The 23,577-nt window shown below is 73.3% G+C and carries 23 protein-coding genes; 13 read left to right on the forward strand and 10 right to left on the reverse strand.

Annotated elements, in window-relative coordinates; genetic code table 11:
- The first annotated feature begins 73 nt into the window (after window positions 1-73).
- Window positions 74-1,408: a PhoH family protein gene (locus BLT67_RS10890; protein WP_407922505.1), complete on the forward strand. Its 1,335-nt coding sequence runs from the start codon at window positions 74-76 to the stop codon at window positions 1,406-1,408.
- A gap of 254 nt (window positions 1,409-1,662) precedes the next feature.
- Window positions 1,663-2,799 (forward strand): winged helix DNA-binding domain-containing protein, encoded by a 1,137-nt coding sequence (locus BLT67_RS10895; RefSeq protein ID WP_092667041.1) that lies wholly within the window; start codon window positions 1,663-1,665, stop codon window positions 2,797-2,799.
- A gap of 1 nt (window position 2,800) precedes the next feature.
- Here the strand turns inward: BLT67_RS10895 and BLT67_RS10900 are convergent, their stop codons facing one another.
- From BLT67_RS10900 to BLT67_RS10915, 4 genes are read right to left on the reverse strand one after another with little or no spacing between them, the layout of a single operon-like run.
- Entirely contained in the window at window positions 2,801-3,562 is a 762-nt protein-coding gene (locus BLT67_RS10900) for an anti-sigma factor (protein WP_092667042.1), read from the reverse strand.
- On the reverse strand, window positions 3,543-4,112 hold the full coding sequence (locus tag BLT67_RS10905) for an RNA polymerase sigma factor (protein ID WP_157674338.1): 570 nt from the start codon (window positions 4,110-4,112) through the stop codon (window positions 3,543-3,545). Before BLT67_RS10905 ends, BLT67_RS10900 begins: the two co-directional genes overlap by 20 nt.
- A 27-nt stretch (window positions 4,113-4,139) precedes the next feature.
- Window positions 4,140-4,892, reverse strand: a complete 753-nt coding sequence (locus BLT67_RS10910; RefSeq protein ID WP_092667044.1) for a class F sortase — start codon at window positions 4,890-4,892, stop codon at window positions 4,140-4,142.
- A gap of 2 nt (window positions 4,893-4,894) precedes the next feature.
- Entirely contained in the window at window positions 4,895-5,704 is an 810-nt protein-coding gene (locus BLT67_RS10915) for a DUF4397 domain-containing protein (RefSeq protein WP_092667045.1), read from the reverse strand.
- 176 nt (window positions 5,705-5,880) lie between these two features.
- Between BLT67_RS10915 and BLT67_RS10920 the strand changes: the two genes are divergently transcribed.
- From BLT67_RS10920 to BLT67_RS10950, 7 genes are all read left to right on the forward strand, one after another.
- Window positions 5,881-6,456 carry a prepilin peptidase gene (locus BLT67_RS10920; protein ID WP_092667046.1) on the forward strand — a complete coding sequence of 192 codons (576 nt, stop codon included), beginning with the start codon at window positions 5,881-5,883 and terminating at the stop codon, window positions 6,454-6,456.
- 84 nt (window positions 6,457-6,540) lie between these two features.
- Window positions 6,541-7,455 (forward strand): MetQ/NlpA family ABC transporter substrate-binding protein, encoded by a 915-nt coding sequence (locus BLT67_RS10925; RefSeq protein WP_092667047.1) that lies wholly within the window; start codon window positions 6,541-6,543, stop codon window positions 7,453-7,455.
- Between the two features lie 158 nt (window positions 7,456-7,613).
- On the forward strand, window positions 7,614-8,642 hold the full coding sequence (locus BLT67_RS10930) for a methionine ABC transporter ATP-binding protein (protein ID WP_092667048.1): 1,029 nt from the start codon (window positions 7,614-7,616) through the stop codon (window positions 8,640-8,642).
- The gene (locus BLT67_RS10935; RefSeq protein WP_092667049.1) at window positions 8,639-9,298 is read left to right on the forward strand and encodes a methionine ABC transporter permease; all 660 of its coding nucleotides are present in this window, start codon (window positions 8,639-8,641) and stop codon (window positions 9,296-9,298) included. Before BLT67_RS10930 ends, BLT67_RS10935 begins: the two co-directional genes overlap by 4 nt.
- A gap of 127 nt (window positions 9,299-9,425) precedes the next feature.
- On the forward strand, window positions 9,426-11,660 hold the full coding sequence (locus BLT67_RS10940) for a carbon starvation CstA family protein (RefSeq protein WP_092667050.1): 2,235 nt from the start codon (window positions 9,426-9,428) through the stop codon (window positions 11,658-11,660).
- A gap of 13 nt (window positions 11,661-11,673) precedes the next feature.
- Window positions 11,674-11,946 carry a YbdD/YjiX family protein gene (locus tag BLT67_RS13815; RefSeq protein ID WP_092667051.1) on the forward strand — a complete coding sequence of 91 codons (273 nt, stop codon included), beginning with the start codon at window positions 11,674-11,676 and terminating at the stop codon, window positions 11,944-11,946.
- A gap of 103 nt (window positions 11,947-12,049) precedes the next feature.
- Window positions 12,050-13,117: a hypothetical protein gene (locus BLT67_RS10950; RefSeq protein ID WP_092667052.1), complete on the forward strand. Its 1,068-nt coding sequence runs from the start codon at window positions 12,050-12,052 to the stop codon at window positions 13,115-13,117.
- A gap of 20 nt (window positions 13,118-13,137) precedes the next feature.
- Here BLT67_RS10950 and BLT67_RS10955 read toward each other — a convergent pair whose 3' ends face one another.
- The 5 genes from BLT67_RS10955 to BLT67_RS10975 all read right to left on the reverse strand — a co-directional run bounded on the left by BLT67_RS10955 (window position 13,138) and on the right by BLT67_RS10975 (window position 18,184).
- Window positions 13,138-13,626 (reverse strand): tetratricopeptide repeat protein, encoded by a 489-nt coding sequence (locus BLT67_RS10955; RefSeq protein WP_092667053.1) that lies wholly within the window; start codon window positions 13,624-13,626, stop codon window positions 13,138-13,140.
- A complete protein-coding gene (locus BLT67_RS10960) occupies window positions 13,623-15,767 on the reverse strand; it encodes a prolyl oligopeptidase family serine peptidase (RefSeq protein ID WP_092667054.1) in 2,145 nt (714 codons plus the stop codon). Before BLT67_RS10960 ends, BLT67_RS10955 begins: the two co-directional genes overlap by 4 nt.
- A gap of 83 nt (window positions 15,768-15,850) precedes the next feature.
- Window positions 15,851-17,269 carry a class II fumarate hydratase gene (locus tag BLT67_RS10965; protein ID WP_092667055.1) on the reverse strand — a complete coding sequence of 473 codons (1,419 nt, stop codon included), beginning with the start codon at window positions 17,267-17,269 and terminating at the stop codon, window positions 15,851-15,853.
- Window positions 17,270-17,306: 37 nt separating this feature from the next.
- Window positions 17,307-17,942, reverse strand: coding sequence for a DUF4245 family protein (locus tag BLT67_RS10970; RefSeq protein ID WP_092667056.1), 636 nt, complete (start codon window positions 17,940-17,942; stop codon window positions 17,307-17,309).
- On the reverse strand, window positions 17,939-18,184 hold the full coding sequence (locus BLT67_RS10975) for an exodeoxyribonuclease VII small subunit (protein ID WP_092667634.1): 246 nt from the start codon (window positions 18,182-18,184) through the stop codon (window positions 17,939-17,941). Before BLT67_RS10975 ends, BLT67_RS10970 begins: the two co-directional genes overlap by 4 nt.
- Before the next feature lie 142 nt (window positions 18,185-18,326).
- Between BLT67_RS10975 and argE the strand changes: the two genes are divergently transcribed.
- On the forward strand, window positions 18,327-19,514 hold the full coding sequence (gene argE / locus BLT67_RS10980; RefSeq protein WP_231945477.1) for an acetylornithine deacetylase: 1,188 nt from the start codon (window positions 18,327-18,329) through the stop codon (window positions 19,512-19,514).
- Window positions 19,511-20,785: an MFS transporter gene (locus tag BLT67_RS10985; RefSeq protein ID WP_092667058.1), complete on the forward strand. Its 1,275-nt coding sequence runs from the start codon at window positions 19,511-19,513 to the stop codon at window positions 20,783-20,785. Before argE ends, BLT67_RS10985 begins: the two co-directional genes overlap by 4 nt.
- A 9-nt stretch (window positions 20,786-20,794) precedes the next feature.
- On the opposite strand, the gene xseA is transcribed toward BLT67_RS10985, so the two are convergent.
- Entirely contained in the window at window positions 20,795-22,018 is a 1,224-nt protein-coding gene (gene xseA / locus BLT67_RS10990; RefSeq protein WP_092667059.1) for an exodeoxyribonuclease VII large subunit, read from the reverse strand.
- Window positions 22,019-22,150: 132 nt separating this feature from the next.
- On the opposite strand from xseA, the gene BLT67_RS10995 reads away from it, so the two are divergent.
- Both BLT67_RS10995 and BLT67_RS11000 read left to right on the forward strand, forming a co-directional pair.
- Window positions 22,151-23,146: a 4-hydroxy-3-methylbut-2-enyl diphosphate reductase gene (locus BLT67_RS10995; protein ID WP_092667635.1), complete on the forward strand. Its 996-nt coding sequence runs from the start codon at window positions 22,151-22,153 to the stop codon at window positions 23,144-23,146.
- A gap of 70 nt (window positions 23,147-23,216) precedes the next feature.
- Window positions 23,217-23,543, forward strand: a complete 327-nt coding sequence (locus tag BLT67_RS11000; protein ID WP_092667060.1) for a hypothetical protein — start codon at window positions 23,217-23,219, stop codon at window positions 23,541-23,543.
- The last annotated feature ends 34 nt before the right edge of the window (window positions 23,544-23,577 follow it).

Genomic DNA, 23,577 nt, shown 5'->3' on the forward strand with positions numbered 1-23,577 from the left:
CGGCCTTCGCGCCAGCGAGCACCACGGGAGGCGACGGCCGCGTGATCCGACCCCGGTCGGAAGGGAGCGCCACGTGCCTGAACTCACCACCCCCGCTCACGAGGCCGTCGAGATCGCCGACCTCGACACCCGCCAGCGCACCTACGTGCTCGACACGAGCGTGCTGCTGTCGGACCCGGGGGCGATCCACCGCTTCGCCGAGCACCAGGTCGTGATCCCGGTGATCGTGATCGCCGAGCTCGAGAAGAAGCGGCACGATCCCGAGATCGGCTACTTCGCCAGGAAGGCCCTGCGGAACCTCGACGACCTGCGCACCGAGCACGAGCGGCTCGACTTCCCCGTGCCCACCGAGGGCGGCGGCTCCCTGCGGGTCGAGCTGAACCACTCGAACCAGCAGGTGCTGCCGAGCGGCCTGCAGCTCGGCGACAACGACTCGCGCATCCTCGCGGTCGCGTCGAACCTCGCCGGCGACGGCCTCGACGTGTGCGTCGTGTCGAAGGACATGCCGATGCGCGTCAAGGCCGCCTCGATCGGGCTCGCGGCGGAGGAGTACCTCGCCGAGCAGGCCGTCGACTCCGGCTGGACGGGCACCGCCGAGCTCGCGCTCTCGGGCGAGCAGATCAACGCGCTCTACGAGGACGAGCGGATCGAGACCGACCTCGTGGCCGCGCTGCCGCTCAACACCGGGCTCGTCATCACCTCCGAGCGCGGCTCGGCGCTCGGCCGCGTGACGCGCCGCGGCGAGGTCTCGCTCGTGCGCGGCGACCGCGAGGTCTTCGGCGTGCACGGCCGCTCGGCCGAGCAGCGGCTCGCGATCGACCTGCTGCTCGACGACGAGGTCGGCATCGTCTCGCTCGGCGGCTCCGCGGGGACCGGCAAGTCGGCGCTCGCGCTCGCCGCGGGCCTGGAGGCCGTGCTCGAGCGGCGCCTCCACAAGAAGGTCATCGTCTTCCGCCCCCTCTACGCCGTCGGTGGCCAGGAGCTCGGCTACCTGCCCGGCGACAAGGAGGAGAAGATGAACCCCTGGGGCCAGGCGATCTACGACACGCTCGGCGCGCTCGTGAGCGAGAACGTGCTCGACGAGGTCGCCGACCGGGGGCTCCTCGAAGTGCTGCCGCTCACCCACATCCGCGGCCGCTCGCTGCACGACGCGTTCGTGATCGTCGACGAGGCGCAGTCGCTCGAGCGCAACGTGCTGCTCACGGTGCTCTCGCGCATCGGCCAGAACTCGCGCGTGGTGCTCACGCACGACGTCGCGCAGCGCGACAACCTGCGCGTCGGCCGGCACGACGGCGTCGCGAGCGTCATCGAGACGCTCAAGGGCCACGAGCTCTTCGGCCACATCACGCTGCAGCGCAGCGAGCGCTCGCGAATCGCGGCGCTCGTCACCAGCCTGCTGGAGGGCTGAGCGGGGCGCTGGCAGGGCGGCTCAGCTGAGCCGTCCTGCCGCTCCGCCGGTCCGCTCTGCGGGTCCGCCTTGGGTCTCCGCCCGTCTGCTCTGCGCCTCAGCGGAGCCCGCGCGCGGCTGAGGGTGGTCACGGCGCGCCGTACCGACCGTCGCGAGCCCGGCGTGTCGTGACCACCCCGCGGTCCGCGGCCGGCGTGTCGTGACCACCCTCGGCGCACGGTCGGCGCGGGGGCGACCGGCGGTAGCGTGCCGGCATGGCGCTCACGCGGTCCGCGGCACGACGGATGCGGCTGGCCGCTCAAGGGCTCGACGGGCTCGGCCGGGCCGAGGGTGGCGGAGGTCTCGACCGGTCCAGCGGCGCCGAGGGTGGCGGAGGCGGCGCCCGCGAGGCGGGCGTCGGCGCAGGCGGTGCCGCGCGCACCCCCGTCGACGTCGTGCGCCGCATGGTCGCGATGCAGGGGCAGGACCTGCGGGCCGTGCTGCGCGCGATCGCGATCCGCTCGGCGCCCGGCACGACGGTCTCCGACGTGCGCGCCGCGTTCGACCAGGGCGAGCTCGTGCGCGCGTGGGCGATGCGCGGCACGCTGTTCGTCGCGGCGCCGGCCGACCTCGCGGCGCTGCACGCCGCCGTCGGCGAGCGGATGCGCCGGCAGGAGTGGCGCATGTGCACCGACCGCGGCATCGACGGCGCGATCGCCGCGCGCGCCGCGGAGGTCGCGCACGCGCTCCTCGCCGAGGGGCCGCTCGCGCGCGGCGCGATGCTCGCCGCGTGGCGGGATGCCGGCATCGACACCGCGGAGGGGCGCGGCTACCACCTCCTCGCGCTGCTCGCCTACGACGAGCTGCTGCGCTTCGGCCCCTTCGACGGCGACGAGCAGCTGCTCGTCGGCGGGCCGCCGCCGGCGGTGCCCGACCCGCAGGCGGCGCTGGCGGATGTGGTGCTGCGCTTCGCGCTCGCCCGCGGGCCCGTGCGCGCCGACGACGCCGCGTGGTGGCTCGGGCTCCCGAAGCTGCTCGTGCGCGGCATCCTCGCCGACGCGGCGGCGCTCGAGGCGATCGACGTCGCGGGCACGCCCATGCTCGCCGCCGTCGACGCAGCGCCCGGCAGGCGCGCGGGCGTGCGGCTCGTGCCTGCCTTCGACGAGTGGCTGCTCGGCTACGCCGACCGCTCGCTCATCGCGACGCGCGAGGCGTTCGCGATGGCGGTGCCCGGCGGCAACGGCGTCTTCCGCCCGCTCGTCCTCGCCGACGGTCGCGTCATCGGCACGTGGCGCGCGCCCGCGCCGTCAGCGCCGGCCGGCGGCGCGCCCGTCGTCGAGCTGCTCGACGGGGTGCCGGCGTCGCTGCGCGCGAGCGCCGAGCGGGCCGCCCGCGCGTGGCCGCACGGCTGACTCAGCTCTCGAGCGCGCCCCGCCAGATGCTGTTGCCGCTGTGGGTCGGGTCGCCGTCGTACGGCTCGATCGAGACGTCGACGATCGGGAACGTCGCGAGGTCGAGGTCGGGCGGCAGTGCGAGCTGCGTGCGGCGCGCGTCGAGCACGCCGAGGCTCACCATCTGCTGCGCCTGCTCGTCGAGCAGCCACACGTCGAGGTAGCCGTCGACGTCGGGCAGCGCATCGGTATCGACGACGAGCAGGCGCTGGCCGTCCTGCTCGATCACCTCGGCGCGCGCCGGGTCGACCGAGACGCTCGAGGCGAGCGGCTCGAGCACCGCGTTCGCGACGTCGACGGACCGCGGCGCAGCGCCGAGCTGCACGACGACGAGCACCGCGATCGCGGCGGCCGCCACGGCGGAGGCGGCGCTCGCGGCGAGCAGCGCGCCGAGGCCGAAGCGTCGGCGACGCCGCGGGGCGACGTGGCCGGATGCGGGGCGCGCCCCGGTGCGGTCGGCGGGCGCGGCGCTCGTCCCACCGTCCGGAGCCGCGCTCGCGCCGACCGGCGCATCCGCCTCGACCGCGATCTCGGCGGCGATCCGCTCCCACACGGCCGCGGGCGGCGCCATCGGCGCGACGTCGGCGGCGCGGAACCGCTCGGCGGTGCCGCGGAGGCCCTCGACCTCGCCCCGGCACTGCGCACAGGTGGAGAGGTGGTCGCGGCCCTCGTCGCCGTCGCCGAGCGCGAGGGCGACGAGCGACTCACTCGACAGGTGCTGCATGCGTCTCCTCCCAACGGTCTCGGAGCCGGCGCAACGCGCGCGACAGGTGGCTCTTCACGGTGCCGACCGGCATGGTCAGCTGCTCGGCGATCCAGGTGGCCGGGCGATCCTCGAGCACCGCCAGGCGCACGATCGTGCGCTGGGGCTCGCCGATGCGCTCGAGCTCCTCCTGCACGGTCAGCGCGTCCGCCACGGCCTCCGACACGGGATCCCCCTCACCGCGCTCGAGGGCCGCGGCGAGCGACTCCGGCTCGGTCGCGAGCTCGTGCCGCGACCGCGCCCGCCAGTGGTCGGCGATGCGCCGGCGGGCGATCGCGACGATCCAGGCGCCGAGCGGCCCGGCCGCGGGGTCGTACGACTCGCGCGAGCGCCACACCGACACGAACGTCTGCTGCACCACGTCCTCCGCATCGTGCGCGGGCATCGCCCGGCAGGCGATCGCATAGACCAGCCCGCCCCAGCGCTCGTAGACGGCGCGCAGCAGCTCGGGCGAGGCATCGGCCGCGAAGGCCGCGCTCAGCCGAGCGACGTCGTCGTTCTCGCTGATCACGGGCTGAACGTACCATCGCAGGCTCCCTCACCCCGCGTCCGGCTCGGCGGTCACGACGATGTTGTCCTCGTACGCGCCCGCTGCCGCATCCCACTCGCCGCCGCACGTGACGAGCCGCACGACGTGCTCGCCGTCGCGCGCGAAGAGCGAGGCGAGGGGCAGCTCCGCCTTCGCGATCTGCTCGACGCTCGTGATGCGGAACCGCAGGACCTCCCCGGATGCGGTGGTCACCTCGACGGGGTCCCCCGCCTCGGCGCCCAGCACCGCCGCCATGGGGGCGGCGCCGATGTCGCTGTCGACGTGGGCCGCGAGCACCGCGGAGCCGGCGTCGGCGCCGGGCGCCGGGCCGTAGCGGTACCAGCCGAGCTCGCCGACGAGCTCCGGCACGTCCATCTGCCCGTCGTCGCGCACGCCCACCGGCACGACCTCGAGGGCGAGGTCCACCGAGGGCACGCGCACCGCCGTCGGGGCGTCCACCGGGGCCGCCGGCGTCGGGGCCGCGTCTCGCGCGGCGACACCGGTGGGCACGCGGCCGCTCGGCTGCGCCGCCGAGGGGGAGGGGGTCGCGGTCGTCGGCGCGGGCGTCGCCGCGGCCGGGGCCGTCTGCGGCCCCGCGGGCAGCGACGGCGCGACCGACTGGGTGACGAGCACGGCGCCGACGATCACCGCCGCCGCCGAGAGCGTGCCGGCGAGGGCGAGCAGCACCGTGCGCCGGCGGCCGGCCACGGGGGAGGGCCCCCGCCGCGCGGTGCGCGACGGGAGCCCTCGATCGGTGCGCATCGTCAGCTGCGCGCCTGCGCCGTACGCAGCGTGCGGGTCGTGACGAGCGCGAGGCCGAGCACGCCGGCCACGGCGAGCGCGACGCCGAGGGCCTGCTGCTGCGCGGCGCCGCCCAGGCCGGACGGCACGCCGCTCGGGGCGCTGTGGGCCTCGACCGACTGCACGGCGAGCGCGAGGTTCCCGTCCTCGGCGCTGCCCCATGCGGTGACGATGGTGTTCGTGCCCTCAGCGAGGTCGAGGTCGGCCGGGCCGATCGCGACATCCTCGGTGCCGGCGAGCACCACGTCGGCCGAGACCTGGCCGGCGGCCGTCTCGAGCGAGGCCTCATCGGGGTTGGTCAGGCCCTCGACGATGACCTCGCCACCCGCCCGCACGTCGACCGCGGGAGCCGCCGCGAGGTGACGCACGGTGAGCCGAGACTGGCCGGCCGGCACAGGGTCGGTGTCGTTCGCGAACGCCGAGAGCATGGGCTCGCCGCTCTCGCTCAGGTGGGCGACGAGGGTCAGGTTGGCGTCGGTCGGCACCTCGACCCCGCTCGCCTCGATGGCCGGGTCGCCCGAGTCGGGCGTCTCGCCGTCGGCGAAGACCTGGATGTCGTAGCTGCCGGCGGGCAGCATCATCGGGTCGGTCAGCGTGCCGGGCTCGAAGTCGCTGATGGCCTCCTCGCCGTTGATCCAGACGTCCACGGTGAGGCCCGGCACGCCGTGCAGCACCGACACCGTCGAGTCGCCGTCTGCGGCCATGGCGGGAGCGGCGCCGAACGCCGAGAGTGCGACTGCGGCACCGATGCCGATCGCGAGCTTGCGCTTCATGGTGGTCTCCTTCAGGTCTGTGGCGCTGATGCGCCGTTCTTGCCCAGGTATCGCGGCGGCGTGCCCGATCGGTTGCAGCGGATGCGGTGCCGTGCATCCCGGGCGTGTCGCGGTCGGCGGTCGTCCCCTGTGGAGAGCGCGCTCGCGCCCGCACCACGTCTGGCTACCGTGGCGCCATGACGCGCGTGCCGATCGCCGACCGGGCCGACGTCGAGCCGCTCTCGGCGCCGCCGCCCCTGCGGCTGCACCCGCTCGACCTCGTCGGGGTGCTGCTCGCCGCGGCGACGGCGGCCGTCCTCGCGAGGGCAGGCCACGACCTCGTGGCGATCGCTCCGCTCGCCGCCGCGGCGGCCGCCGCACCCGCGCTCGCCCGCATCGACCTCGCCGAGCGGCGGCTGCCCAACGCGCTCACGCTCCCGCTCCTGGCGGTGGCGGCCGCCGCGTGCGCGGTCCGGTTCTCGACGGGCGACCTGGCGCCGCTCGTCGGGCTCGGCTGCGGCGCGCTGCTGCTCGTCATGGCGGTCGCGGGCGGCATGGGCATGGGCGATGTCAAGCTCGGCGCCGGGCTCGCGCTCGCGACCGCGACGCTCGGGTGGGCGGTCCCGCTCGTCGCGCTCGCCGCATCCGTCGTCGTCGGCGGCGTCGCCGGAGCCGTCGCGCTCGCGGCCGGGCGGCGCAGCGTCGCGTTCGGCCCGTGGCTGCTCGTGGGCGCGGCGCTCGCGGTCTGGGCGGCGGCGCTCCGCGTCGTGTGACCTTCTGTGACAGCGCGATTGGTCGTGCGCGGTGGCTGATTCCTACGGTGGTGAGCATCCCCGGCAGCACCTGAAGGAGCCACCATGTCCAAGCCTCTCGCCCGTTCCGCCGCCCTCGCGGGTGGCCTCGGCCTCGCCGCCCTGCTCGTCGGCTGCAGCGCCGCATCCGGGGGCGCAGCTCCCGAGGGCGAGCCCGCCCTCGGCTCGGCGGACAACCCGGTGCAGCTGGGCGTCGTGGGCGCCGCCGAGCCGTACTGGACGACGTTCGAGGAGGCCGCCGAGGCCGAGGGCATCGAGGTCGACATCGTCGACTTCACCGACTACAACCAGCCCAACCCCGCGCTCAGCGAGGGCGAGCTCGACATCAACCAGTTCCAGCACATCATCTACCTCGCCAACTACAACGTGCAGGCGGGCGACGACCTCACCGCGATCGGCTCGACCGCCACGTACCCGATCGGCCTCTACTCGTCGCAGTACGAGTCGGTCGAGGAGATCCCGGACGGCGCCGAGGTCATCGTGCCGAACGACGACACGAACCAGGCCCGCGGCCTCCTCGTGCTGCAGTCGGCCGGCCTCATCGCGCTCGAGGACGGCGGGAGCCCCTACTCGACCGTCGCGGACGTCATCGAGGACGAGTCGCGCGTGACGGTCTCGGCCGTCGACGCCGCGATCACGGCGACCTCGCTGCCCGACGTCGCCGCCGCGATCATCAACAACGACTTCCTCACCGACGCCGGCATCGACCCGGCCGACGCGATCGCGCAGGACGACCCGACCGACCCGGCCGCGCAGCCGTACATCAACGTCTTCGCGACGACGGCCGAGAACGCCGACGACGAGGTGCTGGAGCGCCTCGTGGAGATCTACCAGACGAACGAGGAGGTGCAGGCGGGCGCGCTCGAGTCGAGCGGCGGCACCGGCCTGTTCGTCTCGACGCCGAAGGAAGAGCTGCAGGCGAGCCTGCAGTCCGTGCAGGAGGCGCTGCAGGCCCAGTAGCCCGCAGGCCCAGCAGCCCGCAGGCCCAGCAGCCCGCAGGCTCACCAGCCCGCAGGCACAGCAGCCCGCAGGCGCGCGGCGGGAGGCTGCGCCGGGAACGATCCCGGTCGCATCCTCTCGCCGCGCCGCGTCCCCGAACCCAGCCGAAGGAGCAGGCCGTGGCCCACATCGTGCTCGACCGCGTGTCGAAGCGGTTCCCGCCGACCAAGCGCGGCGGCGACGAGATCGTCGCCGTCGACGACGTCTCGCTCGAGATCGCCCAGGGCGAGATCTTCGGCATCATCGGCTACTCGGGCGCGGGCAAGTCGACGCTCGTGCGCCTCATCAACCAGCTCGAGCCGCTCTCGGCGGGCAGCATCACGGTGGGCGACGTGCCGATCAGCAGCCTGCGCGGCCGGCGCCTGCGCGAGCAGCAGACGCGCATCGGCATGATCTTCCAGCGCTTCAACCTGCTGACCTCCCGCACCGTCGCGGGCAACGTCGCCTACCCGCTCGAGGTGCTCGGCGTGCCGCGCGCGCAGCGCCGCCGCCGGGTCGAGGAGCTGCTCGCGTTCGTAGGCCTCGCCGACCGCGCGGGTGCCTACCCCGAGCAGCTCTCGGGCGGGCAGCAGCAGCGCGTCGGCATCGCCCGGGCGCTGGCCGCCGAGCCGCAGATCCTGCTCGCCGACGAAGCCACCTCCGCGCTCGACCCCGAGACGACCGACGAGGTGCTCGACCTGCTCGCGCGCGTGCGCCGCGAGCTCGGCGTCACGATCGTCGTCATCACGCACGAGATGGACGTCATCACGCGCATCGCCGACCGCGTGGCGGTGATGGATGCGGGCCGCGTCGTCGAGAGCGGCGTCACCTACGACGTCTTCACCCGCCCGCAGACCGCGGTCGCGAAGCGCTTCGTGCAGACGGTCGTGCGCGCGCTGCCCGGCGGCGATGACCTCGCGCGGCTGCGCGAGCTGCACCCGGGCCGCTTCTTCACCATCTCGTTCACCGATGAGGGCGCGAGCGAGGCGCGTGTGCTCTCGGCGCTCGCGAAAGCGGGCGTCGACTTCAACCTCGTGCACGGTGGCGTCGACGACATCCAGGGGCGGGTCTACGGACTGCTCACCATCGCCGTGCGCGGCGACGCCGAGTCGGTCGCGTGGGCCCTGCAGGGCATCGGCGACGGCGTGTCGATCGAGGAGCAGCGATGAGCGAGATCGTGGGCGTGCTGCCCGACCTGCTCGAGCAGACCGCCATCATGCTGTGGATGGTGGCGCTCGCGCTGCTGTTCGGCGGCATCGGCGGCCTCATCATCGGCACGGGCCTCTACGTCACCCGACGCGGCGGCATCCTGCAGCAGAGCGTCGTGTGGTGGGTGCTCAACGTGCTCGTGAACACCTTCCGGCCGATCCCGTTCATCATCCTGCTGGCCGCGCTCCAGCCGCTCGGGCGGCTCGTCGTCGGCAAGGGCATCGGCACCGAGTACGCCGTCTTCGCGATCGCGATCGCCGCGACCTTCGGCATCGCGCGCATCGTCGAGCAGAACCTCGTGTCGATCCCGACCGGGGTGATCGAGGCGGCGCGCTCGACGGGAGCGAGCCCGTGGCGCATCATCCGCACGGTGATCATCCCCGAGGCGCTCGGCCCGCTCGTGCTCGGCTTCACGTTCGCGGTGATCGCGATCGTCGACATGTCGGCCGTCGCGGGGCTCGTCGGCGGTCAGGGGCTCGGCAACTGGGCCGTCACCTACGGCTATCGGCAGTTCGACGAGGTCGTCACGTGGTCGGCGCTCATCGCGGTCGTGATCGTCGTGCAGCTCATCCAGGCGCTCGGCAACGCGCTCGCCCGGCGCATCATGCGCCGCTGAGCAGCGTCGGCGCCGCAGCGGCGCATCCGAGCGCATAGCATCGGATGTCTGACCTCGCTGCGCGAGCAGTCTAGGATTGTTCCCTGGGTAACCCCCGTAATCCGTTACACCCAGATAGGACGCACCGATGGCCAACGTCGCCACATCGAAGCCCGAGCTGCCCCCCGCGGCAGTCGAGGAGACCAGCTCGAAGCGGTGGACACCGCTCAAGATCATCATCTGGGCCGCGATCGCGCTGCTCGGCGGCGTCGCGTGGACGATGCTCGCGCTCGTGCGCGGCGAGACGGTCAACGCGATCTGGTTCGTGTTCGCGGCCGTCGCGACCTACCTCATCTTCTACCGCTTCTACTCGAAGTACATCGAGCGCAAGATCGTCCGCCCGGACGACACCCGCGCGACCCCCGCCGAGTACAAGGCCAACGGCCGCGACTACGTCGCGACCGACCGCCGCGTGCTCTTCGGCCACCACTTCGCCGCCATCGCCGGCGCCGGCCCGCTCGTCGGCCCGGTGCTCGCTGCCCAGATGGGCTACCTGCCCGGCACGATCTGGATCATCGTGGGCGTCGTGCTCGCCGGCGCGGTGCAGGACTACCTCGTCATGTTCTTCTCGATGCGCCGCGGCGGCCGCTCGCTCGGCCAGATGGCGAAGGACGAGTTCGGCCGCGTCGGCGGCGCAGCCGCGATCATCGCCACGCTGCTCATCATGGTGATCATCACCGCGATCCTCGCGCTCGTCGTCGTCAACGCGCTCGGCGAGAGCCCCTGGGGCGTCTTCTCGGTCGCGATGACCATCCCGATCGCGCTGTTCATGGGCGCGTACCTGCGCTGGATCCGCCCCGGCAAGGTGCTCGAGATCTCCATCATCGGCTTCGTGCTCCTCATGGCGGCGATCGTCGGCGGCGGCATGGTCGCCGAGACCGCCTGGGGGCAGGAGCTCTTCACGCTCGACCGCGTCACGATCGCCTGGGGCATCGTCATCTACGGCTTCATCGCCGCGGTGCTGCCCGTCTGGATCCTGCTGACGCCGCGCGACTACCTGTCGACCTTCATGAAGATCGGCGTCATCGTCGCCCTGGCGCTCGCGATCATCGTCGTGCGCCCCGAGATCTCGGTGCCCGCGTTCACCGAGTTCGCCTCGGGCGACTCCGGCCCCGTCTGGCCCGGCTCGCTGTTCCCGTTCCTGTTCGTCACGATCGCGTGCGGCGCGCTCTCGGGCTTCCACGCGCTCATCTCCTCCGGCACGACGCCGAAGATGGTGGAGAAGGAGAAGCAGGTGCGCCTGCTCGGCTACGGCGGCATGCTCATGGAGTCGTTCGTCGCGGTCATGGCGCTCGTCGCCGCGATCTCGATCGACCAGGGCATCTACTACGCGATGAACTCGTCGGCCGCGAACACGCAGGGCACGATCGAGGGCGCTGCCGCGTTCGTGCAGTCGCTCGGCCTCACCGGCGTGAGCGTCACCCCCGAGCAGCTCGCGCAGACCGCCGCCGCGGTCGGCGAGGAGTCGGTCGTCAGCCGCACCGGCGGCGCACCGACGCTCGCCCTCGGCCTCGCGCAGATCATGCAGCAGTGGATCGGCGGTCCCGGCATGATGGCGTTCTGGTACCACTTCGCGATCATGTTCGAGGCGCTGTTCATCCTCACCGCGGTCGACGCCGGCACCCGTGTCGCGCGCTTCATGCTGCAGGACTCGCTCGGCAACGTCTTCCCGAAGTTCAAGGACACGTCCTGGACGCTCGGTGCCTGGATCTGCACGGCGATCATGGTCGCCGCGTGGGGCGCGGTGCTCATCATGGGCGTCACCGACCCGCTCGGCGGCATCAACACCCTGTTCCCGCTGTTCGGCATCGCCAACCAGCTGCTCGCGGCGATCGCGCTCGCGATCGTCCTGGCGATCGTGGCAAAGCGCCGCACGTTCAAGCAGCTGTGGGTCGTCGCGCTGCCGCTCGCGTTCATCTCGGTCGTGACGGTCACCGCATCCGCCTTCAAGGTGTTCTCGCCGGTGCCGGCCGTCGGCTACTGGGCGAACCACTTCCGCTTCCGCGACGCGCTCGCAGCGGGCGAGACGTCGGTCGGCACGACCGAGGGCGTCGCGGCGCTCGAGGCTGTGGTGCGCAACACCTTCATCCAGGGCTCGCTGTCGGTCATCTTCGTGGTGCTCACGCTCATCGTGATCGGCTTCTCGGTCGCGAACGTCATCAAGGCGTTCCGCATCGACCACGTCGTCGACCAGGAGGACGAGCGCCACGAGTCGGCGATGTTCGCCCCGGCCGGCTTCATCCCGACGCCCGAGGAGCGCGAGCTCCAGAAGCAGTGGGATGCGGTCCCCGACGAGCACAAGCACGTCTCGACCGGGCACTGACACGGCAGCGCCGATGACCGAATCCACGAACCAGCTCCCGGGGCCCGAGACGGGCCCCGGCGCTGGGGTCGCGGCGGCGGCCCGAAAGGGCCGCCGCTCCCAGCTCCACCGCGCCTGGGACGGCGTCGTGTGGTGGGCCAAGGGCGTCACGGGCGAGTCGAAGTACCAGGCGTACGTCGACCACGAGCGGCGCGCGCACCCGGATCGCGAACCGATGTCGGAGCGCGAGTTCTGGCGCGACGAGTACCGCCGCCAGGACGCGAACCCCGAGGGTCGCTGCTGCTGACCCCGCCTGACGACGACGCCCGGCCTCATCGCGAGGCCGGGCGTCGTCGTCACAGTCCGTCACAGTCGCACGTGGCGGCCGCGGACCTGCGCATGATGACCGCATGAGCAGCCCCGTCCCCTCGCACCTCGTCGGCAGCATCAACCTGCCCGACGCATCCGCCGTCCTCCGCGCCGTCGCCGGCACGCTCGACCACGCGCCGCGCGTCCCGGACGGCGAGGTGGGGGAGCGCTACTACTGGATCCAGTTCCAGACGCTGCGCTTCGACCGCGCCGCGGGGCTCGAGCGGGTCGGGGAGCCCGGCCACCGCATCCGCGACACCTTCGACGTGCGACCGTTCCGCGTCACCGGCGAGGTCTCGCTGCCCGAGCTCGGCTACGCCGCCGCGGCGCGGGAGTCGTTCGCGGAGTTCGCCCGGCTGCAGGCGGCGGGCGAGATCGCTGCGGGCACGCGCTTCCAGGTGTCGCTGCCGACGCCGTCGGGCGTGGTCGCCGCGTTCATCGAGCCGGGCAGCCGCGCGGCCTTCGAGCCGCTCTACCGCGACGCCCTCCTGGCGGAGGCCGCAGCCATCCAGGCGGCGATCCCGCACGCCTCGCTCGCGATCCAGTGGGACGTCGCGACCGAGTTCGCCCTCCTCGAGCGCGAGCGCGGTGCCGCCTTCCGGATCGAGCCGTGGTGGGAGGGCGACGAGGCCGACGGCGTGGTCGAGCGGCTCGCGGCGCTCGCCGCCGCGGTCGCGGACGACGTGCAGCTCGGCTTCCACCTCTGCTACGGCGACGTCGAGGAGGCGCACTTCGTGCAGCCCGCCGACGCCGGCGTGCTCGCCGACGTGATCCAGCGGCTGCTGGCCCGCAGCCCGCGCACCGTCGACTTCCTCCACCTGCCGGTGCCGATCGAGCGCGACGACGAGGCGTACTTCGCGCCGCTCGCCGGGATCGAGTGGGGCACGACGCAGCCGTTCCTCGGCCTCGTGCACCACGAGGACGGCGTCGACGGCGCGCTCCGCCGCGCCGCCGCCGCCCGCGCGGCCGTGCCTGCGTTCGCGAGCGCGCGCGACGGGCGCGCGCCGTTCGGCATCGCCACCGAGTGCGGGTTCGGCCGCGGGCCGGCGAAGCGGACCGTGCCGCTGCTCGAGCTGCACCGCGACATCGCTGCCGCCCTCACGGCCTGAGCGGCCGCGCCGGACAGGCGTCAGGCGGTCGGATGCGTCAGCTCGGCCGCGTAGGCGAGCACTGCGCGGCGATACAGCGGGAGCGTCGGTGCGAGCGCCTCGAGCGCGACCCGCAGCGCCTCGTCGTGGCGGCCGGCGCTGTGCAGCGCGAGCGCGAGGAAGGCCTCGCGCGCGGCGCCGACCTCGGGGCTCGCGCCGGCCGACTCGAGCATGGCGATCGCCTCGTCGACCCGGCCGAGGTTGCGGAGCGTCGACGCGTGCTGGATCCGTCGGTACGCCTCGCGCACCGGGTCGGCGTCGGCGAGGCCCGCCGCGACGGCCGCGCGGTACAGCGGCTCCGCCTCGGCCTCGCGGCCCGCGGAGTCGAGCGCACCCGCCCGCTCGAAGAGCCCGATCGCGGGATGCGGGGCGCTCTCGGCCAGCGCGTCGATGCGCGCGACGCGCGCGTCGTCGCCGAGCGACTCGTCGTCGTAGACGGCGTCGACCCGAGCGTCCCAGTCCGCGGTCACCTGCCCGCCTCCGTCGCCGCGGGCTCGGCGCCCGAGACCGCGAGCGCGTCGACCGCGAGCGCGTCGGGCTCGAGCGCGTTGACCTCGAGTCCCGTGTGGTGCGCCGCGAACGCGAGCTGATCGGCGAACTCGAGCGCCGCGGCGTCGACGGGCTTGCCCATCCCGTGCCCGGCGCGCGTGTCGATCGAGAGCAGCACCGGCGCATCCGACCCGGACGCCACCTGCGCCCGCTGCAGCGCAGCGGCGAACTTGAAGGAGTGCGCGGGCACGACGCGGTCGTCGTGGTCACCGGTCGTGATGAGGGTCGGCGGGTAGGCGACGCCGTCGCGCACGTTGTGCAGCGGCGAGTACGCGCGGAGGTAGGCGAAGGACTCCGCCTCGTCGGGGTCCCCGTAGTCGCTCGCCCACGCCCAGCCGATCGTGAAGCGGTGGAAGCGCAGCATGTCGAGCACGCCGACGCCCGGCAGCACGGCCGCCCACAGCTCCGGTCGCTGCGTGAGCGCCGCGCCGGCGAGCAGGCCGCCGTTCGAGCGGCCGTGCAGCGCGAGCTGCGCCGGCGTCGTGATCCCGGCGTCGATGAGCCGCTCGGCGACGGCGTAGAGGTCGTCGAAGACCTGCTGCTTGCGCTCCTTCGTGCCGCCCTTGTGCCACGCCGAGCCGAACTCGCCGCCGCCGCGCAGGTTGGGTACGACGAGGACGCCGCCGGCGGCGACCCACGCGGCGAGCACCGCCCGGAAGCCCGGGTTCATCGGGATGTTGAAGCCGCCGTAGCCCCAGATGAGCGTCGGGCGCGGGTCGTCGTCGAGCGGCATCCGGTCGACGACGTCGGGTCGCACGACGAAGGCGAGCACCGTCGCGCCGTCGCTCGAGACGACGCGGATGCGCTCGGTCGCCGCCGCGGGCGCCTCCGGCCCGGGCGTCGGCAGCGTGCGGTGCGCCACGAGCCGACCGCCGTCGACCTCGACGACGTGGCGCGTGCCGCGGTCGACGAAGCTCTGCGTCTCGGCGAGCACGACGTCGCTGCGCGCGCTCGCCTCCGAGCCGGTGATGGAGACGTCGGCCCCCAGCGGCACCGCATCGCCGAGCGCGCCGTCGGAGTCCGCGAGCTGCATGCGGTGGCTCGCGTCGTGCGAGTACTCGAGCACGAGGCCGGAGGCGGTGAGGGCGGCATCCAGCAGCACGTCCTCCGGGTGCTCCGCCACGACCGTCGACTCCTCGCCCGTCGCGAGGTCGAAGGCCGCGAGCCGGTAGCGGGGCGCCCCGTCGTCGGTCACGGCGTACAGGCGCCCGTCGCGGATGCCCACGGCGTTCCACTCCTGCTCGTGCCCCGTGACGAGCTGCCGCAGCGCATCCGCCGGCTCGTCGTGCCGGCGCACCGCGAGGTCGTTGCCGCTCGACGAGCCGGTGTCGGTCGAGAGCACGAACCACTCGTCGTCGCGCGGCCAGTGGCGGGCGAAGCGGCGAGGCTCGTCGGGCAGGTGGAAGAGCACCGCGTCGTCGGCGGGGCCGGTGCCGACGTCGTGGCGCATCAGGAAGCCCGCGCCCATCTCGTCGGTGAGCGCGTCGCCGGTCGGCGCGTCGTAGGCCCAGTAGGTGAACGCCCGGTCGCCCGGCAGCCACACGGCCGAGTTCCACTTCGTCCACCGCAGCTCGTCGTCGAGGTCCTCGCCGGTCGCGACGTCGCGGACGCGGATCGTGCGCCAGTCGGAGCCGCCGTCGGCCGCGCCGTAGGCGAGCAGCGCGCCGTCGGGGGAGACCGATGCCATCGTGACCGCGACCGTGCCGTCGGCCGAGAGGGCGTTGGGGTCGAGCAGCACGCGCGCGCCCTCGAGCTCGTCGACGCTGTCGGCGACGACGAGCACGGGCTGGTTCTGGCCGTCGCGGTGCCACGCGAAGACGCGGCCGCCGCGCACCCAGGGGCAGCCGCGGGTCGGCGCAGTCAGGAGCGCGGTGAGCCGCTCGCGGAAGGCGGCGCGGGCGGGCAGCTGCGCGAGGATCGGCTCGGCGAAGGCGTTCTGCGCCTCGATGAAGGCTCGCGTCTGGTCGCTCTCGCCGTCCTCGAGCCAGCGGTAGGGATCGGCGATCGCCTCCCCGTGGATGGTCTCGACCGTACCGTCTCGTCTCACCTCGGGGTAGCGCATCCGCCCACCCTATGGCGTGTGCCGAGACCGGAGGCGAGAGGGGCACCCGCCGAAGCGGGTGCCCCTCTGCTGCTGACGGCGCGCTACTTGGCGACGCCCGGGTGGGTCATCGACAGCAGGTCGAGCGCCTTGTCGAGGTCGGCCTCCGACAGCTCGCCGCGCTCGACGTAGCCGAGGTCGATGACGGCCTCGCGCACGGTGATGCCCTGGGCGACCGAGTGCTTCGCGATCTTCGCGGCCGCCTCGTAGCCGATGAGGCGGTTGAGCGGCGTCACGATCGACGGGCTCATGCCGGCGAGCGCCGCGGCGCGCTCGAGGTCGGCCTCGAGCCCGGCGATCGTCTTGTCGGCGAGCACGCGCGACGCGTTCGAGAGCAGGCGGATCGACTCGAGCAGCGCGGTGCCCATCACCGGGATCTGCACGTTGAGCTCGAACGAGCCCGACGCGCCGCCCCACGCGACCGTCGCGTCGTTGCCGATGATGCGCGCGCACACCATGAGCACGGCCTCGGGCACGACGGGGTTGACCTTGCCCGGCATGATCGACGAGCCCGGCTGCAGGTCGGGGATGCGCAGCTCGCCGAGGCCAGTGTTGGGGCCCGAGCCCATCCAGCGCAGGTCGTTCGTGATCTTCGTGAGCGAGACCGCGATCGTGCGCAGGGCGCCGGATGCCTCGACGAGGCCGTCGCGGTTGGCCTGCGCCTCGAAGTGGTTGCGGGCCTCGGTGATCGGCAGGCCGCTCGAGGCGGCGATCTCGGCGATGACCTTCTCGGGGAAGCCGAGCGGCGTGTTGATGCCCGTGCCGACCGCCGTGCCGCCCTGGGGCACCTCGGCGACGCGGGGGAGGGCCGCCTGGATGCGCTCGATGCCGTAGCGGATCTGCGCCGCGTAGCCGCCGAACTCCTGGCCGAGGGTCACGGGCGTCGCGTCCATGAGGTGCGTGCGGCCGGGCTTGACGGCCTCGGCCCACAGCTGCGCCTTCTCCTCGAGCGCCTCGGCGAGGTGCTCGAGCGCGGGGATGGCCTGCTCGATGAGCGCGCCGGTGACGGCGATGTGCACCGAGGTCGGGAAGACGTCGTTCGACGACTGCGAGGCGTTCACGTGGTCGTTGGGGTGCACCGAGCCCTCGCCGCCGCCCGCGGTGAGGTGCTTCGTCGCGAGCGTCGCGAGCACCTCGTTCATGTTCATGTTCGACGACGTGCCGGAGCCCGTCTGGTAGGTGTCGACCGGGAACTGGTCGTGGTGCGCGCCGCCGATGACCTCGTCGGCTGCGGCGACGATCGCGTCGGCGATCGAGGCCTCGAGGATGCCGAGCTCCTTGTTGGCGAGCGCGGCGGCGCGCTTGATGCGCGCGAGCGCGACGATCTGGGCCGGCTCGAGCCCGCTGCCCGAGATCGGGAAGTTCTCGACGGCGCGCTGCGTCTGCGCGGCGTAGAGCGCGTCCTTGGGCACGCGCACCTCGCCCATCGTGTCGTGCTCGATCCGGTAGTCGACGTCGTTCACTGCGCTGTGCCTTTCGTTGGCTTCGTGGGGTTCGGGGCTATTCGCCGGCGGCGAGCTGTGCGCTCACGGCCTGGGCGAAGGTCTGCAGCTCGGCGTCGTCCGCCGTGCCGCCGACGATGACGGTGGATCCCTCGTGCTCGGTCGTGAGCACGTAGGCCAGGTTGCCGGGATCCTCGATGCTCCGCTGGTCGTGCTCGACCCACGTGATGCCGTCGATCGTGCGCTCGCCCGTCGGGGTCGCGGCCTCGATCGCCGTCACGAGCCACGTCGGGTTCGCGTCGAACGCCTGGCGGAAGAACACGAACTGCTCGGCGGGCGTGACGTAGCCGGCGTACCACGTGGTGACGCGGTCGGCGCCCGTGCGGATCTCGGCGGCGTTCGACGCCCATCCCTCGCCGAGCTCGGGCACGATGAGCGGCTCGCCGATCGTCGGCTCGGCGTCGGCGGCGGCCGCGGCGACGTCGACGGGCTCCCGCTCGGGCAGCTCGGGCCGCGGCACGACGAGCACCATGACGAGCACGAGCCCGAGGCACACGGCGACCGCCGCGAGCAGGTTGACGAACGTGCGGTTCTCGCGGTGGCGGCGCGTAGCGGCGGCCTTGCGGTCGGCGGCCTCCTGCGGCGTCTCGGGCCGGCCGAGCTCGGCGACGACGCGAGGCTGGCGGCGGCTCATGCCTCGTCGCCGCCAGCGGATGCGGACGACCGCGCGGCGTCGAGCCGCGCCTTCGCGCCCTGCAGCCACTCCTCGCACCGGTCGGCGAGCGCGTTGCCGCGCTCCCAGAGCGCGAGCGACTCCTCGAGCGTCGCGCCGCCCGACTCGAGCGCCGTGACGACGCGGACGAGCTCGTCGCGCGCCTGCTCGTAGCCGAGCTCGGCGACGGGCACCGGCGCCGCAGGCGCGCCGCGGTCGGGCATGGCGTCGGGGGTGGTCACGGGTCCAGTCTAGACGCGAGCACCCACGCGCGGGGGCCCCGCGGGCGCCCGGCGGGAGCGCATGCGGTCCCGCGCGGACGGCTGTGGGACTATCAGATATCCACGACGCCGAAGGAGCCACATCGTGCCTGCCGAGCCCAGCGCATCCGCTCTGGCCGAGATCAGCGCGCTCATCGCGCACGACACCACGAGCCGGGGCAGCAATCTCGCGCTCGTCGAGCACGTGGAGCAGCGGCTCGCGGCGGTCGGCATCGCGTCGAGCCGCCTGCCCGACCCGTCGGGCGAGAAGGCCAACCTGCTCGCCACCATCCCGGCCGCCGACGGACGGGTGACCGGCGGCATCGTGCTCTCGGCGCACACCGACGTCGTGCCGGTCGATGGCCAGGCGTGGGCGAGCGAGCCGTTCTCCGCCGACGTGCGCGACGGCCGCCTCTACGGACGCGGCGCCGCCGACATGAAGGCGTTCCTCGGCGTCGTCGTCGACCGCCTGCCGGCGATGGCCGGCGCACGACTCGCCGAGCCCATCCACGTGGCCCTCTCCTACGACGAGGAGGTCGGCTGCATCGGCGCCGTCGATCTCGCGGCCGAGATCGTCCGCCGCGGCCTCGCGCCGGTCGGCTGCGTCGTCGGCGAGCCCACCGGCATGCGGGCGATCCGCGCCCACAAGTCGATGAACGTGCACCGCATCGACGTGCGCGGCGTCGCAGCGCACTCCTCCCTCACGCCCGAGGGGGTCAACGCCGTGCGCTACGCGGCGCGGCTCGTCGACGCCATCGAGGCGATCGCCGACGAGCAGCGCGAGCAGGGGCCCTTCGACGACGGCTACGTCGTCCCCTACACGACCGTCAGCACCAATCGCATCGACGGCGGCATCGCGATCAACACGGTGCCCGCGGACTGCACGATCACCTTCGAGTTCCGCGGCCTGCCGGCCCTCGACCACGGGGCGCTGCTGGGCCGCGTGCGCGAGGCGTGCGCGGCGGTCGAGCGCGAGATGCGCGCCCGCCACGACGACGCCCGCGTCACGCTCTCGCACGTCGCCTCGGCGCCCGGCGTCGACACCCCCGCCGACGCGGCCGTCGTCGGCCTCGCCGCCGCCTGGGGAGCGATCCCCAGCGACGACAAGGTCACCTACGGCACCGAGGCCGGCCTGTTCGCCGGCGCCGGCATCCCGACCATCGTGTGCGGCCCGGGCGACATCGCCCAGGCGCACGCTCCCGACGAGTTCATCGAGCTCGACCAGATCGCCGCGTGCGAGGCGTTCGTCGATCGCCTGATCGACGGCCTCAGCACCGGGCAGGAGACCCCATGACCACCACCGCATCCCAGGCCACGCCCGAGCGGCTCGCAGCCGCCCGGAAGGCGGTCATCTCGTCGTCGATCGGCGCCGCGCTCGAGTGGTTCGACATCATCGTCTACGCCTCGTTCGCGGTCGTGATCACGCAGAACTTCTTCCCCGACGCCGGGGAGTACGGGTTGCTGTACACGTTCGCGACCTTCGCGACGACCTACCTCATCCGGCCTCTCGGCGGCATGATCCTCGGCAGCTACGCCGATCGCTTCAGCCGCAAGAACGCGCTGACGCTCACGCTGCTGCTCATGATGGTCGGCACGCTGCTCATGGCGCTCGCGCCGACCTACGACATGGTCGGCGTCTGGGGCGGCGTGATCATCCTGCTGTCGCGCCTGATCCAGGGCTTCTCGGCCGGCGGCGAGTTCGGCACGGCGACGACCTTCCTCATCGAGACGGCGCCGCACAAGAAGATGTTCTACGCCTCGTGGCAGGTCGCGGCGCAGGGCGTCTCGATGTTCCTCGCCTCGGCATTCGGCTTCGCGCTGTACTCGCTGCTGAGCGAGGAGGACCTCTACGCGTGGGGCTGGCGCGTGCCGTTCTTCGTCGGCATCCTCATCGGTCCGGTCGGCCTCTACATCCGCATGCGCCTGGCGGAGCCGGAGGAGCTGAGCGACGCGACGCGCGAGCGCTCGCCGCTCGTGGCCGTCTTCCGCGACCACTGGGGCCGGCTGCTCGCCGGCTCCGCCGTGATCGGCGTCGCGACGATCTCGGTCTACATGATCCTGTACATGCCGACCTTCGCCATCACGTACCTCGAGATCCCGCCGATGGCGGCCTACCTCGGCGGCGTGGTCTCCGGCATCATCACCCTCGTCGGCGCACCGTTCGTCGGGCACCTCGCCGACCGGGTGGGCGCGGCCCGCGTGATGACCTGGGCGGCGGTGGCGGCGCTCGTGCTGGCCTTCCCGCTCTTCCAGCTCATGGTGTCGCTGCGCAGCGTCGCCGTGCTCATCGTGGTCATCGCGCTGCTCGGCATCATCATGGCCTGCTACTTCGCGCCGCTGCCGGGCCTGCTGTCGAACCTGTTCCCCGCCAAGGTGCGCGGCACGGGCCTCTCGGTGACGTACAACGTCGGCGTGACGGTGCTCGGTGGCATCGCGCCGCTCGTGCTCACGTGGCTGCTCGACGTCACCGACTCGCTGCAGACGCCGAGCATCTACTACATGGCGATCGCGGTGCTCTCGCTCGTCGGCCTGTACTTCGTGCGCAAGCGCTACCGCCTGCGCTGACGCGCGGCGTCAGGGTGACGGATGCGCGCCCGTCACCCGGGCGTCGAGCGTGCCGCTCGCGAGCGTGACGAGCAGCGCGGCGTCGGCGGCGATCGCGCCGGCGTCGCGCGCGACGTGCCCGTCGGCGGTCTGCACCACCGCGTAGCCGCGGTCGAGCGTCGACTGCGGGCTGAGCGCCCGCAGCGTCTGGCGCAGGTGGCCGAGGCGCTGCGCGCCCTGCTCGACGATGCGGCCCGCGACCTCGTCGGCGCGCGCGGTGAGCCGCGCCAGGTCGTCGGCACGGCCCTCGAGCATCGTCTCCGGCCGTGCGAGCGACGGCCGGCCCCGGAAGGACTCGAGCCGCTCGGCCTCGCGGGCGACGTGCTGGGTGACGCGGGCGCGCAGCTGCGCGCGGGCCTGCGCGATGCGGCTGAGCTCCTCGGCGACGTCGGGCACGACGCGCTTGGCCGCATCCGTCGGCGTCGAGGCGCGCAGGTCCGCGACGTCGTCGAGCAGCGGCCGGTCGGCCTCGTGGCCGATCGCCGAGACGATCGGGGTCGTCGCCGCTGCGACGGCGCGCACGAGCCGCTCGTCGCTGAAGCCGAGCAGGTTCTGGAAGTCGCCGCCGCCGCGGGCGATCACGATGACGTCGACCTCGGGGTCGGCGTCGAGCCGCGCGAGCGCCGCGAGCACCGTCGGCACCGTCTGGTCGCCCTGCACGGCGGCGTGCTCGACGCGGAACGCGACGCCCGGCCACCGCAGCTGGGCGTTCCGCAGCACATCCTTCTCGGCGTCCGAGTCGCGGCCGGTGATGAGCCCGATGCGGTGGGGGAGGAAGGGGAGCGGGCGCTTGCGCGCCGCGTCGAAGAGCCCCTCGTCGGCGAGCTGCCGGCGCAGCGCCTCGAGCCGGGCGAGCAGGTCGCCGAGGCCGACGTGGCGGATCTGCGCCGTCACCATCGACAGGGTGCCCGCGCGGGGCCAGTAGTCGGGCTTCACGAGCAGCACGGCGCGGTCTCCCTGCCGGAACTCGCCCTCGATGCGCGAGAGCGTCGAGCTCCAGACGTTGAACGAGACCGTCGCGTCGCCCTCGACGTCCTTGAGCTTGCCGAAGACGTTGCCGCGGGAGTTCGACCACTGCGTGATCTCGCCCTCGACCCATAGGTGCCCGAGCCTGCCGATGTAGCCCTTGAGCTCTGCGCCGAGCCGCTCGACGCTCCACGGCTCGTCGGGGGTGCCCGTGATGCGCTCGGCCATCCTGCTCCTCGGTGTCGTCGGCGATGCGGGGCGGTGCGCGTCGCGCTCGCCCGCGGCGACCACGGGGCCGCCTCGTGCCCCCAACGGTAGACTGGGCGGGTGACGATCACGAACGGAAGGGTGCCGCTGGACATGCCGCGGCCCGCGCTCCAGCGAGGTCGACTCCAGGACCTCCCCGTCGAGGGCGGCAAGCGCATCCTGCTCGCGACGCCGCGCGGCTACTGCGCGGGCGTCGACCGAGCGGTGCTCGCCGTCGAGAAGGCGCTCGAGCAGTACGAGGGCCCGATCTACGTGCGCAAGGAGATCGTGCACAACAAGCACGTCGTCTCGCAGCTGAGCGAGCAGGGCGCGATCTTCGTGAACGAGGTCGACGAGATCCCCACCGGCTCGCGCGTCATCTTCAGCGCCCACGGCGTGAGCCCGATGGTCGTGCAGGCCGCCGCCGATCGCGGGCTCGACGCGATCGACGCGACGTGCCCGCTCGTCACGAAGGTGCACCGCGAGGCGATGCGCTTCGCGCGCGACGACTACGAGATCCTGCTCGTCGGCCACGAGGGCCACGAGGAGGTCGAGGGCACCGCGGGCCACGCGCCCGACCGCGTCACGATCGTCAACAACCCCGACGAGGCCGACACCGTGCAGGTGCAGGACCCGGACAAGCTCGTCTGGCTCAGCCAGACGACGCTCTCGGTCGACGAGACGATGGAGACGGTGCGGCGCCTCCGCGCGCGGTTCCCCAACCTGCAGGACCCGCCGAGCGACGACATCTGCTACGCGACCCAGAACCGCCAGGTGGCGATCAAGAAGGTCGCGGCCGACGCCGACGTCGTCATCGTGGTCGGCAGCGCGAACTCGTCGAACTCGGTGCGGCTCGTCGAGGTCGCGCTCGAGTACGGCGCGGAGCGGGCCTACCGGGTCGACTACTCGACCGAGATCCAGCAGGAGTGGCTCGAGGGCGCCCGCACGATCGGCGTGACGAGCGGCGCGAGCGTGCCCGAGGGGCTCGTGCGCGAGGTGCTGCAGGAGCTCGAGGATGCCGGCTACGCCGACGTCACCGAGGTGCGCACCGCCGAGGAGGACCTCATCTTCTCGCTGCCGAAGGAGCTGCGCCCGAGCCGCAGGCGCTGACCCGGCGGTTCGCGCCGGCCGCTCAGCGGCCGCCCTGGCGACGACCAGGTGCCGTGGATACGATCGCCCCATGAGCGATGTGCAGCCGGCCGAGGGCCAGACCGACGACCGCTGGGCCGACGAGATGGCCCAGGGTGAGGACTTCGACGAGTCGATGGGCGAGCCCGCCGACGACGACCGCGTGCTCGCGACCGACGAGCTCGACGAGATCGACGACGACGACGCCCCCGAGGGCTCGGAGGGCCGCGACGAGGAGTGGGAGGGCGACGACCCCGCCGACATCCCCGACGAGCACGGCGGCACGCAGGCCGGCATCGACACCGACGACAACGGCGTCGACGACACCGTGCTCCCCGAGGGCACCGACAGCATCATCGACGCGGGCGACTGGGAGTAGCGCCCGCCGATGCCGCGCGGCAGCTGACGGACGA

This window comes from Agrococcus carbonis, from assembly GCF_900104705.1.
Classification (GTDB): domain Bacteria; phylum Actinomycetota; class Actinomycetes; order Actinomycetales; family Microbacteriaceae; genus Agrococcus; species Agrococcus carbonis.

What these genes read in the sequence shown, in the direction of transcription:
- BLT67_RS10925 (WP_092667047.1), top strand. Translation starts at nt 6,541, where the DNA reads ATGTCCAAGCCTCTCGCCCGTTCCGCCGCCCTCGCGGGTGGCCTCGGC.
- BLT67_RS10995 (WP_092667635.1), top strand. Translation starts at nt 22,151, where the DNA reads ATGCCGCGGCCCGCGCTCCAGCGAGGTCGACTCCAGGACCTCCCCGTC.
- BLT67_RS10950 (WP_092667052.1), top strand. Translation starts at nt 12,050, where the DNA reads ATGAGCAGCCCCGTCCCCTCGCACCTCGTCGGCAGCATCAACCTGCCC.
- BLT67_RS10935 (WP_092667049.1), top strand. Translation starts at nt 8,639, where the DNA reads ATGAGCGAGATCGTGGGCGTGCTGCCCGACCTGCTCGAGCAGACCGCC.
- BLT67_RS10975 (WP_092667634.1), bottom strand. Translation starts at nt 18,184, where the DNA reads ATGCCCGACCGCGGCGCGCCTGCGGCGCCGGTGCCCGTCGCCGAGCTC.
- BLT67_RS10900 (WP_092667042.1), bottom strand. Translation starts at nt 3,562, where the DNA reads ATGCAGCACCTGTCGAGTGAGTCGCTCGTCGCCCTCGCGCTCGGCGAC.
- BLT67_RS13815 (WP_092667051.1), top strand. Translation starts at nt 11,674, where the DNA reads ATGACCGAATCCACGAACCAGCTCCCGGGGCCCGAGACGGGCCCCGGC.
- BLT67_RS11000 (WP_092667060.1), top strand. Translation starts at nt 23,217, where the DNA reads ATGAGCGATGTGCAGCCGGCCGAGGGCCAGACCGACGACCGCTGGGCC.
- BLT67_RS10985 (WP_092667058.1), top strand. Translation starts at nt 19,511, where the DNA reads ATGACCACCACCGCATCCCAGGCCACGCCCGAGCGGCTCGCAGCCGCC.
- BLT67_RS10910 (WP_092667044.1), bottom strand. Translation starts at nt 4,892, where the DNA reads ATGCGCACCGATCGAGGGCTCCCGTCGCGCACCGCGCGGCGGGGGCCC.
- BLT67_RS10940 (WP_092667050.1), top strand. Translation starts at nt 9,426, where the DNA reads ATGGCCAACGTCGCCACATCGAAGCCCGAGCTGCCCCCCGCGGCAGTC.
- BLT67_RS10970 (WP_092667056.1), bottom strand. Translation starts at nt 17,942, where the DNA reads ATGAGCCGCCGCCAGCCTCGCGTCGTCGCCGAGCTCGGCCGGCCCGAG.
- BLT67_RS10960 (WP_092667054.1), bottom strand. Translation starts at nt 15,767, where the DNA reads ATGCGCTACCCCGAGGTGAGACGAGACGGTACGGTCGAGACCATCCAC.
- BLT67_RS10895 (WP_092667041.1), top strand. Translation starts at nt 1,663, where the DNA reads ATGGCGCTCACGCGGTCCGCGGCACGACGGATGCGGCTGGCCGCTCAA.
- xseA (WP_092667059.1), bottom strand. Translation starts at nt 22,018, where the DNA reads ATGGCCGAGCGCATCACGGGCACCCCCGACGAGCCGTGGAGCGTCGAG.
- BLT67_RS10915 (WP_092667045.1), bottom strand. Translation starts at nt 5,704, where the DNA reads ATGAAGCGCAAGCTCGCGATCGGCATCGGTGCCGCAGTCGCACTCTCG.
- BLT67_RS10920 (WP_092667046.1), top strand. Translation starts at nt 5,881, where the DNA reads ATGACGCGCGTGCCGATCGCCGACCGGGCCGACGTCGAGCCGCTCTCG.